The 12,620-nt window shown below is 49.3% G+C and carries 9 protein-coding genes and 1 rRNA gene; 1 reads left to right on the forward strand and 9 read right to left on the reverse strand.

Annotation, left to right across the window (positions count from 1 at the left end; all coding sequences use genetic code 11):
• The 3 genes from F1381_RS02895 to gyrA form a co-directional block, all read right to left on the reverse strand.
• Positions 1-88 (reverse strand): 16S ribosomal RNA (locus F1381_RS02895); the annotation flags it as partial.
• A gap of 430 nt (positions 89-518) precedes the next feature.
• Positions 519-1,619: an HD-GYP domain-containing protein gene (locus F1381_RS02900; RefSeq protein ID WP_151733330.1), complete on the reverse strand. Its 1,101-nt coding sequence runs from the start codon at positions 1,617-1,619 to the stop codon at positions 519-521.
• Positions 1,620-1,814: 195 nt separating this feature from the next.
• Positions 1,815-4,367, reverse strand: coding sequence for a DNA gyrase subunit A (gene gyrA, locus F1381_RS02905; RefSeq protein ID WP_246187893.1), 2,553 nt, complete (start codon positions 4,365-4,367; stop codon positions 1,815-1,817).
• 309 nt (positions 4,368-4,676) lie between these two features.
• Between gyrA and F1381_RS02910 the strand changes: the two genes are divergently transcribed.
• Entirely contained in the window at positions 4,677-5,558 is an 882-nt protein-coding gene (locus F1381_RS02910; protein WP_151733331.1) for a YheC/YheD family protein, read from the forward strand.
• An 83-nt stretch (positions 5,559-5,641) separates the two neighbouring features.
• Here the strand turns inward: F1381_RS02910 and gyrB are convergent, their stop codons facing one another.
• From gyrB to dnaA, 6 genes are all read right to left on the reverse strand, one after another.
• On the reverse strand, positions 5,642-7,546 hold the full coding sequence (gyrB, locus tag F1381_RS02915) for a DNA topoisomerase (ATP-hydrolyzing) subunit B (protein WP_187355167.1): 1,905 nt from the start codon (positions 7,544-7,546) through the stop codon (positions 5,642-5,644).
• Between the two features lie 55 nt (positions 7,547-7,601).
• Positions 7,602-7,850, reverse strand: coding sequence for an extracellular matrix regulator RemB (gene remB, locus F1381_RS02920; protein WP_151733333.1), 249 nt, complete (start codon positions 7,848-7,850; stop codon positions 7,602-7,604).
• Positions 7,851-7,866: 16 nt separating this feature from the next.
• Positions 7,867-8,985: a DNA replication/repair protein RecF gene (gene recF / locus F1381_RS02925; RefSeq protein ID WP_151733334.1), complete on the reverse strand. Its 1,119-nt coding sequence runs from the start codon at positions 8,983-8,985 to the stop codon at positions 7,867-7,869.
• A 22-nt stretch (positions 8,986-9,007) separates the two neighbouring features.
• Complete coding sequence (gene yaaA, locus F1381_RS02930; protein ID WP_151733335.1) at positions 9,008-9,235, reverse strand: S4 domain-containing protein YaaA; 228 nt, start codon at positions 9,233-9,235, stop codon at positions 9,008-9,010.
• A gap of 55 nt (positions 9,236-9,290) precedes the next feature.
• Positions 9,291-10,433 (reverse strand): DNA polymerase III subunit beta, encoded by a 1,143-nt coding sequence (dnaN, locus tag F1381_RS02935; protein WP_151733336.1) that lies wholly within the window; start codon positions 10,431-10,433, stop codon positions 9,291-9,293.
• A 198-nt stretch (positions 10,434-10,631) separates the two neighbouring features.
• Positions 10,632-11,978, reverse strand: a complete 1,347-nt coding sequence (gene dnaA, locus F1381_RS02940) for a chromosomal replication initiator protein DnaA (protein WP_151733337.1) — start codon at positions 11,976-11,978, stop codon at positions 10,632-10,634.
• Positions 11,979-12,620 lie beyond the last annotated feature (642 nt).

A 12,620-nucleotide genomic window follows, 5' to 3' on the forward strand; every position in this document is an offset into this window, starting at 1 on the left:
AGCAAGCTCCCTCATCACTCCGCTCGACTTGCATGTATTAGGCACGCCGCCAGCGTTCGTCCTGAGCCAGGATCAAACTCTCCAATAAGGTTTTTTCGAACGGCTACTTCACCCGAATCGCTTCGAGAAAATAACCATCCGAAAATCTATCGAATAAGCTGATAGCTCATTTTGAAACTGACGAGAATAAATTCTCATTTGTGGAATCACTTTATTGAAACCAATGAGGTGAATTCCAATACTCACTCGTTGTTCAGTTTTCAAAGATCAACATTGTTGCGTTCGATCAATTTCTCATCACCAGCAACTCTTATACTATATCATATCCAGCCGACCAATGCAAGCTCTTTTTTAATTTCTTTTTCGAGCAACCATTTGATCTTTCTTGGCCGGAATTAGAATATACCATGTTCATGGAGTTATTGCAAGTGTTTTTTTGAGATTATTATAGCCGTGCTTACCGGCGCACCTGAAAATTTGCAGTAAACCGGTAAACACGGTTGATATCTCTACTTCAGCTATGCAATGATCTCTTGAATGTACAATTCCCGCTCCAGCATCAGATTTACTATTCTGCCCTCAACCTGCACCATTGGACGCGTAGGGTTGCTGCGATCTGTAAATATGATCTCCCCATGACGGCCATCGCTTAGACGGATACGTGTTCCGTTGTATAGGTCTGTTGTCTTCTGAATAAACGTCTGGACAATTACGGGGTCAAGCTTTCCAAAGCTCTCTTTCTGCAATTGTTCCAGCACCAAATAAGGCGACTGAGCACTTCTGTAAGCCTTCTTCAGGGTCATGGCATGAAAGATATCAGCTACGGCGACAATCTTGGCATAGAAATGAATCTGGCTGCCTTCAAGACGCAGCGGATAGCCCGACCCATCAATTTTCTCGTGATGCTGGAGCGCCGATAAGCGCACGCCCTCATTGATCGCCGTTACATTACGCAGCAATTGATAGCCGTAGGTTGTATGCCGGCGGACTTCCTCCAATTCAGCCGAAGACAACGGTGTAGGCTTATGTAATAGTCCTGAGTCCACTTTTACATTTCCGATATCATGAAGCAGACCGGCAAAGGCTGCCTGCATCCAATCCTTCTGAGGATGTCCGCACCATTGGGCAATTCTATATGAGGTTAAAGCCGATAGTACGGCATTGTGGTAATTATAGTCCTGATCTGATATTGCCCGGGGAGTAAATTTCAATACATGATAATCTTTCAGTTGGCTGAGTAAAGCCTCAAGCTGTCCCCTTAGTTCCAGGATAGGCAAAGGTGCCGCGGCAGCGGATTGGTAAACCTTCTTAATCATTACCAGCATTTTTTCATACTCGTCGTGAAGCGATGAGCTGTTCCTGGACAGCGCCGCTTCATTGATTGTGGCACCAGGCTTCAGCGGCGGCTGTTTTACTGCTACTTTTGCCGGTTCAGCTGGTTTGTTGTCTCCCTGGGCGCCTTCAATGTCAACCTGCTGAATTAAGAATGCCTGTAAAATTTCGATATCGCGCGGCAGAACTACCTTTCCTTTGGTGAACAACGTTCCGCCCAACGGGGTAACAACATCTTGAATAATTTTCGAGCCTAATTTGAGCTCTGCTACGGGTACACTTGGCATACATTCAGCCCCTCTACTTCTGTGGAACGGTTCGGAAGAAATCTGTTTAGTTCAATACTTTAATTATAGTATGGAAGGCTAAATGCGACTAGATATCGCGGTGCCGTTGCAGAACTTTATTTTATCCAACATGGTTTAATTCTATATAAAAAAGCACAAATTCCGCCTAAACGAAATCTGTGCTCTATGTCCTGCTTATTCCAACGTATCTTCTTCGCGATCCTCGCCTTGCGCTTCGGCCGCTTCCACGTTTGCCTCTGTTTCGGAACCGGAGTCCAGGCCGCCATCAGCGCCTGAAGTTTCCGCATTCTCATCCGGAAGCTCTTCCTCTTTGTCAGCGCGGCAAAGTGTGGCTACTGCGTCATCTTCACGGATGTTGATCAGCTTCACGCCCTGCGCATAGCGTCCCATTGTTGAAATGCCGTCCATGCTGGTACGGATCAACGTTCCGCTTGTGGTAATGATCATCAGATCCTCATCGTCTTTGACGACCTTCAGCCCAACCACAAGACCGTTTTTCTCCGTGAGATTAATTGTCTTGATCCCCTTACCCCCGCGGGTCTGGGAACGGTAATCGGAAGCCGGAGTACGTTTTCCGTAACCTTTGGCGGTAACAATCAGTACGTCAAGATCCTTGTTCACGCAGTCCATACCGATGACATGATCATCGTCGTCCAGCGTAATGCCTTTAACCCCTGTTGCGCTGCGGCCCATTGAACGGACATCTGTCTCAGAGAACGTAATGGACATGCCCTTAGCCGTACCAATGATCAGGTTCTGCTCTCCATCAGTCAGCTTCACCTCAATCAGCGAATCTTCTTCACGCAAATGAATGGCAATCAGACCACCCTTGCGGATGTTGGAGTAGTCTTCAAGCGGGGTCTTCTTTACAATGCCTTCACGCGTTGCAAAGAACAGATATTTGTCGCTGTCCGCTTCCTCCACCTGAATGACGGCGCTGATCTTCTCGCCCTGCTCAATTTGAATCAGGTTGATAATCGGCGTCCCCCGGGCAATCCGGCTGAGCTCCGGAATTTCATAGGCCTTAATCCGGTATACTTTGCCCTTGTCAGTGAAGAACATGAGGTAATTGTGGGAGTTGCTGACAAACAGATGCTCCACAAAGTCCTCATCCTTGGTATCCATTCCCATGACGCCGCGGCCGCCGCGCTTCTGGCTGCGGTACGTGCTCACCGGCAGACGCTTGATATACCCCGTATGCGTAATGGTAATGACCACTTCTTCACGCGGGATCAGATCCTCGTCGAGAATGCTCTCTTCGCCTACGGTAATTTCGGTGCGGCGTTCATCACCGTACTTGTCACGGATCTCCTGCAGCTCATTATTAATGATCTCCAGCACCAGGTGCTCGTTGGCCAGGATTTCCTTGTATTCAGCAATCTTGCCCATCAGCTCATTATATTCATTCTCAATCTTCTCGCGTTCCAGTCCGGTTAGGCGCTGCATCCGCATATCGAGAATAGCCTGAGCTTGCTCCAGGCTGAGACGGAAACGTTCCATCAACCCGTCACGTGCAATTTCTGTGGTGCGGGAAGCCCGGATCAGGGCGATCACTTCGTCCAGATTATCCAGCGCAATCCGCAGGCCTTCCAGAATATGAGCCCGCGCTTCCGCCTTCTTCAGATCGAAGATGGTCCGTCTGCGGATAACCTCAATCTGATGCTGCAAGTAGTGGTACAGCATATCGCGCAGGTTGAGCACCTTCGGTTCATTGTTGACAATGGCCAGCATGTTAATCCCGAAGGTTGACTGCATCGCCGTATGCTTGTACAGATTATTCAGCAGTACACTTGGATTGACATCGCGCCGCATTTCAATGACGATGCGCATGCCGTTGCGGTCCGACTCATCGCGCAGATCCGTAATTCCCTCGATCCGCTTTTCCCGTACCAGCTCGGCAATTTTCTCAATCAGTCTGGCTTTATTAACCTGGTAAGGGAGCTCATGCACAATAATGCGCGCCTTGCCGTTATTGTCTTCAATGTCTGCTTTCGCACGCATCGTAACTGCGCCACGGCCCGTACGGTAGGCCTGACGGATGCCCTCACGACCAAGAATGTAGCCGGCCGTCGGGAAATCCGGTCCCTTGATATATTCCATCAATTCCATAGGTGTTATGTCGGGATTCTTGATCATCGCCTGTACACCCTCAATAACTTCACCGAGGTTATGCGGCGGAATATTGGTGGCCATACCTACTGCAATCCCCGACACCCCATTGACGAGCAGGTTGGGGAAACGGGCCGGCAATACGGCAGGCTCATGTTCTTCACCGTCATAGTTAGGCACGAAATCGACGGTTTCTTTATTAAGATCGCGAAGCATTTCGCCGGCGATTTTGGACAAACGGGCTTCTGTGTAACGCATAGCTGCGGCCATATCACCGTCGATCGAACCGAAGTTTCCGTGTCCGTCTACAAGCATATAGCGCATCGAGAAATCCTGCGCCATCCGTACCATCGTTTCATAAACAGCGGAATCTCCGTGAGGATGGTATTTACCGATAACCTCACCCACGATTCTTGCCGACTTCTTGTGAGGCTTATCCGAGAACATGCCTAATTCCGACATCGCAAACAGAATACGTCGGTGAACCGGCTTCATTCCGTCCCGCACATCCGGCAAAGCCCGGCTTACAATGATACTCATGGCGTAATCCATAAAGGATTCGCGCATCTCCATACCAATGTCCCGGTCCTTAATTTGCGGGTTATTTTGTTCAGCCATGAGTTGCTGGACCTCCTTCAGTTAAAAAAACCGCTACCCCTAATTATATTACTTTCACAAAAACTGCACAATTAAACACGCTAGCTTTTGTGACTTCACTCGTATTTCTTTTTCGCCCGATAAGGATATACGCCCTCTCCGCCAAAACACACGGTACATAGACTATACAGACAAAAAGAGTAGCGATATGGCCCTGTTACAGTAATAAAGACGTAACCCCATATCCTAATATTATACCATTGTTTAGCTAGCTTGTCCTGACATTTCAGCTTAGTATTAACAGCCCCGCAATAATGAAGGAGGTGCCTCATGAAGATTCAACGGGTGTCCAGTAAATGGGCCAAAACCACAGTCATTCTGCAGAACCGCCTTCTGGCAGCCTACATTCCGGATACGCGAAAATACAGTCAGACATCCCTTCGGGAACTGCTTGAATTATACGAGACGGTATATATTAAGCCGGACCGCGGCACATACGGAATCGGCGTTATGCGGGTCCAGCGCCGCATGGTGAGCCTGGAGCCAAGCGGGCAGCAGAATCTTGTACACGCCGGTCAATCCGAAGGGTGTGAAGCATCGGAACGTATAGAACCGAAGCTCATGTATGTTCTGCGCTACGGGCTGGAAGCAGAGGCTTTCAATTCACTGGAAGAGCTGCATGCCGCAATTGTGCCCAAGCTGGGCAGGCGTACCTATCTCATTCAGCAAGGAATTGATTTGCTGCGCCATGAAGAACGGCCGTTTGATCTGCGGGTACTTACCCAGAAGAATCCGGAAGGAGCCTGGGAAACGACTGGAATGCTTGGCAGATTGGCTGCACCGCAAAAGATTGTTACGAACTACCACAACGGAGGGAGCATACATCAAGTAAAGACGCTGTTTAAACCACATATGAGTCCTCTGGAGATACACAATACCTTGCAGGAACTGAAAGCCTTGGGAATCAGGATCGGTGCCCAACTCGAAACGGCATATCCGGGCATCAAAGAAATCGGCCTTGATGTGGCACTGGATCAGCACCATGATCTGTGGCTGCTTGAGGTTAACACCCTCCCGGCAGTAATGATATTTAAAACGTTTCCGGACAAGAGGATTTACCGACGTATACACAGATATGCCGTAGCCTACGGACGTTTCCGTAAAACCCGCTCCTCCCCATCACGCAGCCGTAAGACTTACTCCAGACGTTAATTATACGCAAAAGAACCTCCGGCTCACTATTAGCAGAACATAGGAGCGGAGGTTCTTTCTTCATGATAATAAAATCATATAAATTAAATATCCAGGTTCCGTACCGATTGAGCATGCTCCTGAATGAAATCACGCCGTGGCTCAACATTGTCGCCCATCAGCGTATCAAAGATTGCATCGGCCAAAATGGCGTCCTCAATCGTCACCTGCAGCATGCTGCGGCTCTCAGGATCCATCGTTGTATCCCAGAGCTGTGTCGCATTCATTTCTCCAAGCCCTTTATAGCGCTGAACGTTGACCTTCACGCCTTCGCCGAAGGAGGCAATGATATCGTCGCGTTCCTTCTCGCTTTGCGCATAGCGTATCACTTTATTACGTTCAATCTTGAAGAGCGGCGGCTGGGCAATGTAGATAAAGCCGGCATCAATAATCTTCCGCATGTAGCGGTAGAAGAAGGTTAACAGCAGGGTACGGATATGGGCCCCATCCACGTCGGCGTCAGTCATAATGACGACCTTGTGGTAACGGGCTTTAGCAATATCGAAATCATCGCCGATGCCGGTCCCTAGAGCGGTAATGATCGCCCGGATTTCAGCATTGGACAGGATGCGGTCCAGACGGGCCTTCTCCACGTTGAGAATCTTGCCGCGCAGCGGCAGAATCGCCTGGAAATGCCGGTCCCGGCCTTGCTTGGCCGATCCGCCGGCGGAGTCGCCTTCGACGATAAACAGCTCACTGATGGAGGCATCCTTAGAGGAACAGTCTGCCAGCTTGCCAGGCAGCGCACTGACTTCGAGTGCACTCTTACGGCGGGTCAGTTCACGGGCTTTACGGGCAGCCTCCCGGGCTCTGGACGCCTGTAGTGCCTTATCCAGCACTTTCCGGGACACCGCCGGATTCTCATCCAGAAACTCCTGCAGCTTCTCGCCGAACAAGGATTCCACGATACCGCGCACTTCGCTGTTCCCCAGCTTGGTCTTGGTCTGTCCCTCAAACTGCGGCTCAGGAATCTTCACGGAGATAATCGCGGTCAGACCCTCGCGCACATCATCGCCGGTAAGGTTAGAGTTACTGTCCTTGATCACACCGGTTTTGCGTGCGTAATCGTTAATAATCCGCGTCAGCGCGCTCTTAAAACCGGATTCATGGGTGCCGCCTTCGTGGGTGTTGATATTATTGGCGAATGAATAAATATTTTCTGTATAAGAATCGTTATATTGTAAAGCGACTTCCACCTGGATCATATCCCGTGCGCCTTCCACGTAGATCGGCTCCTCATGCAGCGCTTCTTTTTTCTCGTTCAAATATTTCACGTATTCCACAATACCGCCGTCGTACCGGAAGGTGTTCGAGGCACCGGTCCGTTCGTCCAGAAGCGAGAGCTCAATTCCCTTGTTAAGGAACGCCAGCTCACGGATACGGGTAAGCAGCGTAGTATAGTCATAGACTGTGGTTTCGGTGAAAATCTCCGGATCAGGCAGGAATTTGGTGGTGGTACCCGTCTCCTCTGAATCCCCGATAATCTGAATATCATATTGCGGCGTGCCGCGTCTATATTCCTGCCGGTATACATGGCCGTCGCGTTTAACGGTGACTTCCACCCGTTCCGACAAGGCGTTGACAACCGAAATCCCTACACCGTGAAGACCGCCGGATACTTTGTACCCGCCGCCGCCAAATTTGCCGCCCGCATGAAGAACGGTCATGACGACTTCCAGCGTCGATTTCTTCAGCTTTACGTTCTCGCCGACAGGAATACCCCGTCCGTTATCGATAACGGTAATGCTGTTGTCCTCATGAATAATCACTTGGATGCGGTCGCAGAAGCCCGCGAGCGCTTCATCGATACTGTTATCGACAACCTCCCATACCAGATGATGCAGACCTTTGGCGCTGGTAGAGCCAATGTACATACCGGGACGTTTCCGGACAGCCTCCAGCCCTTCAAGCACCTGAATCTGGCTTTCATCATATGTCGGTTGATTCATTGACAATGCCTTCACCTACTTCTTTCTGATGATCTCTTGAGATACAAATCTTAACTTATAATTCCAACAGCATTCTTGCTCTTTTCTGGAGAGTAGAGGAGGAAATGGGGGAATAATAGACCATATTCTTCGTGACGATGATGGATTTCGCTTCCTCATCGCCGATGCGTTCCAAACGTTTGTCCTGATGGGAATGAACCATAAACTGCTTAGATACCTTGGACGATTTCTCAATCGAGATATCAAAAATAGCAATCAGCTCCGAGGACCGGATAACCTTCTCCCCGCCCAAATGAATATACATGCTCTTCCTCCGCTCTCTAAATCTCCACTTGGCCACCCGTAACATGATACAAATTCGAGCCTTTTAACTTATTTGTATTTAAGCCTTCCACACCGGTCGCGGTGATAAAGGTCTGGACTTTGCTTTGAAAGGTTTCGATCAGTTGTGTCTGCCGGAAAGGGTCCAGCTCCGAGAGCACATCGTCCAGCAGCAGCACGGGATACTCCCCGATCTCCTCATGGATCAGTTCAATCTCCGCCAGCTTCAGCGATAGGGCGGTTGTGCGCTGCTGTCCCTGGGAACCGTAAACCTGCGCTTCCCTGCCATTGATAAAAAAGGACAGGTCATCCCGGTGGGGGCCCGTCAACGTCATGCCGCGCCTGATTTCCTGTTCTCTCGTTTGTGATAACTTTAACATAAATTTGTCCAATAAGACAGCTTCATCTTCGGTATCACGGTCTCCAAAAGAAGGCACATAGTGTAGCTTCAGCTCTTCTCCGCCGCTGGTAATGCTGCGGTGAATATCTTCCGCCCACTTCTGCAGCTTCTTTATGAATTGTTTCCGCTTTTGGACAATTTTAACACCATGCTCCGCAAGTTGAATATCCCAGATCTCCAGCAGATCCTTGGCCGTACTCTCCTTGCCCCATAGCTGCTTCAGCAGATTTCCCCGCTGCAGAAGCACCTTCTGGTATTGCTGCAGATGAAACAGGTAGCTTGGCTGCACCTGTCCAATCTCCATATCAAGAAAGCGCCGCCGGATTCCGGGGGTGCCTTTAACAATCTCCAAATCCTCGGGAGCGAACATGACGACATTCAGCGAGCCGATAAATTCACTGAGCCGCCGCTGCTCCAGTCCGTTGATCTTAGCCTTCTTTCCCTGTGCGGACAGAATCAGCTCGAGCTTCAGATCCCCGTACTTCCGTTCCACTTCACAGGCGATATGTGCTGCTCCCGCCGGCGCATCGAACGAAATTAACTCCCGGTCTTTCGAGGTGCGGTGACTCTTCGTCATGGCCAGAACGAACAGGGCCTCCATCAGGTTTGTTTTGCCCTGGGCGTTCTGACCGAGGATCAGGTTCACATCGCCCAGATTCTCCAGACGCAGCAGCCCGTAGTTCCGGTAATACTGCAATCCGATATTTTTAACAAACACGAGCCCTGCCTCCCATAGCGGTCTACTCTTGTGCTCCTCCGCCTTCGACGGCGAAAGTGCCTTGGTCCTGAACCTCTATTGTATCACCTGGATACAGCTTTCGGCCACGCCGATCTTCCGGCTCCCCGTTTACACGCACCTGGCCTTCCTGCAGTAGCGCCTTGGCCATGCCGCCTGTGGATACGCAATCCGCGAGTTTCAGAAACTGGTCCAGCTTAATATATCCACTGTGGATAAGTATTTTTTTCATGACTATAATCCTTTCCACCGGTTATCCACAAGGCATTCAACGCCCGGGTGAGGTGTTAGTTGGTGGTGCGGTAAGGCAGAATAACATACAGGCTGCGGCTGTCATCGAGCGGCTTCAGAATGATCGGGCTCATCATCCCAGTGAAGGCGATCAGCAGCTGTTCGCTTTCCACCACTTTGAGGACATCCAGCATATATTTCGAGTTGAAAGAGATTTTGAGCGGTTCACCTTTAAAATCAATAACTTCCAGTTCTTCACGCACCTTGCCGAGCTCAGAGGAACTGGAGGAGATTTCTACATCGCCGTTCTCCAGCGTCTGCATCCGTACGATGTTCGTTTTCTCTTCACGGGACAAGAGGTAAGCGCGGTCAATGGAATCGGTCAGTTTTTTTGTATCCAAAGTCAGTTCTGTTTTGTAGGCTGTCGGAATAATTCTAGAAGTATCCGGATATACCCCGTCCAGAATACGCGAATAAAACAGCACCTTGTCAAGTTTAAACAGAACCTGGTTATCGGCTACGACGATGTCCACGAGCATATTCTGATCGGGAATGATCTTGCTCAGCTCGTTCAGCGTCTTGCCGGCGATGACGACATTGCTGAAGTGAACATTCTCTGTACCTTCAAGGTTAGCCGCACGGGTGGCCAGGCGGTGACGGTCGGTGGCGGTAAACTTGAATTCATTGTCGTGCAGATTCCACAGGATGCCGGTCAGAATAGGCGTTGTTTCCTGGGTGGAGATCGAGAATGCGGTCTGCTTGATCATATTCTTCAGCAGATCTCCAGGCAAAGAAATGGTATCGTTCTCTTCGATGTTTGGCAATACGGGGAATTCCTCCGGATCAAGACCGACGATCTGAATCTCGGTGGAGCCGGAAGAAATATAGGTTTGAAAGCCCTCTTTGACTTCCATCTGGATTTCTTTGGACGGCAGCTTCTTAATAATCTCAACGAAGAACTTGGCCGGAAGCACCACACTGCCGGGCTGGTCTACCTTGACAACGGTCTGGCTGTCATTCTCTGCAGGAATGAAGGACTGGATGGAGATATCCGTGTCGCTTGCAGTCAATGTTACGCCCTGGTAGCCGACCTCAAATTTGATGCCGGTGAGAATGGGGATGGTGGTTCTGCTGGAAATGGCCTTGGATACATGTCCTATGGCTTCGTTGAGTTCATTTTTAAGAATGCTGATTTTCATGATTTCACTCCTAGCTGGAAAATTGGAAATGGTGGTGCTTGCTTAGTGTCTCTCCCGGCTACGCTTTAGAAGAAGAATTATTATAGTTATTTAATAGTATTAGTAGTAGGGGCGACGAATATGTGGATAACTGCCGGAAACGCATAAAATTAAGCCTACCCACATGTGTATAGTTTGTGTATAGGCTTGTTATTCCCGTTAGGAAGGATTTTTAATTTTCTCCGCCAAATTATTTACCACTTTGTACAACTCCTGGTCTACCTTGATGGACTGTGTGATCTTCTCATGCGCGTGAATAACCGTCGTATGGTCTCTCCCCCCGAAGGCTTCACCGATCTTGGGCAGTGAATAATCGGTCAATTCACGGGACAGGTACATCGCGATCTGCCGCGGAAAGGCCACAGCCTTGGTCCGTTTGCGTGCCTTGAAGTCTTCCATCCGCAGGTTGTAATACTCCCCGACCTTCTGCTGAATATCCCCGATCGTAATCATCTTCGGCCGGCTGGACGGAATGATGTCCTTCAGCGCTTCGGCTGCAAGATGCGTCGTTACATCCTGGTTGGTCAGGGACGAATAGGCAACCACCCGGATCAGCGCGCCTTCCAGTTCGCGGATGTTCGTATCAATCTGGTTCGCAATGTACATCATCGCTTCGTTCGGAATATCGAGATTCTCCGCCTTGGCCTTCTTGCGCAGAATGGCGATCCGCGTCTCCAGATCGGGCGGCTGGATATCAGTGATCAGTCCCCATTCGAACCGGGATCTCAGCCGCTCTTCCAGGGTAGGGATTTCCTTGGGCGGACGGTCACTGGAGATGATGATCTGCTTGCGTTCCTCATGGAGCGCATTAAACGTATGGAAAAATTCCTCCTGCGTCGATTCTTTGCCGGCCAGGAATTGAATATCGTCAATCAGCAAGATGTCAACGTTGCGGTACTTGTTGCGAAAGCTTTCGCCGCGGTTGTCACGGATGGAGTTGATGAATTCATTCGTAAATTTCTCGGACGAGATGTAGATCACCTTGTGGTTGGGGTTGTGCTCCAGCACATAGTGCCCGATGGCATGCATGAGATGGGTCTTGCCGAGTCCTACGCCGCCATACAGGAACAGCGGATTGTAGGCTTTGGCCGGCGCTTCGGCGACAGCGAGGGAAGCCGCATGCGCAAAACGGTTGCCGGAACCGATGACGAAGGTATCAAACGTGTATTTGGGATTCAGGAGATGAGTTTGCGCTTCCTCACGCAATACCGCAGGTGATGCGGCCATCGGCTGCACGACAGGTTCTGCCGGCTTGCTCTCCTCGATGACAAACTTAACGTCGACCTGTTCGCCGGTTACCTCGTAAACTGTGGCGCCCACAAGCTTGGTATAACGGCTCTCCAGCCATTCGACAGCAAAGGTGGTGGGTGCCGAGATAATTAGGCCCTGAGGACTGAAGCTGATCGCTTTCGTCGCCTTGAACCAGGTATCAAAGCTCGGCTTGCTCAGTTTAGTTTGGATGATTGATAAAATTTGCTGCCATAATTCGGAAGTATGGCTGTCCACAGACTGTCACTCCTTTAAATCTTCCAAATGTGGCGTCAGCCAAGAAGTGGAAATGTCGAAGAAAATGGGTTTGTGCTGCATCTTATCCCCAATGTGCAATATAAAGAGACAAAAAAATATGGATAAATTTGATTTGTTCACAACTTTATCCACAGCTTGTTGATAATATATAGAACAAACAAACCTATTCACATTCAAAAGTAATACCATCATAGCAAAACCACCCTTGTTTTTCAATGAGCCTCGCTATTTTATCCACAAATTCAATCACTTGTGTATAATTTTTAGGAACACCACTACATATTGTTGATAATTTGTTCATGGTTCGACAGGTTCCGTCATGTGGATTATTTTTTTGTACACAGGTTGTGCTCACTCGGGAGCAGTCGACTTTCTTTTTTAATCACAGGTGGATAACTGTAGATTCCTGTGGATTTCTGTTTTTTTCGCAGTGGGTTGTGGATAATGCTGCTGTAAAAGAGGGGGAGAATCGGCGAGGTATAGGTTGACTTTTGGCTGGAGGTTATGGTTAAATATATAAAGGTGTTTTCTGTGAGGATATACCGCGCTAATTGATGATAAGAAATGATACTGTCCTTAAATAAAGGACGGCTTAGTCCGTTTCTGATAAATATGACAGTA

Origin of the sequence: Paenibacillus tengchongensis (genome assembly GCF_008973665.1) — a bacterium.
Lineage (GTDB): Bacteria > Bacillota > Bacilli > Paenibacillales > Paenibacillaceae > Paenibacillus_AQ > Paenibacillus_AQ tengchongensis.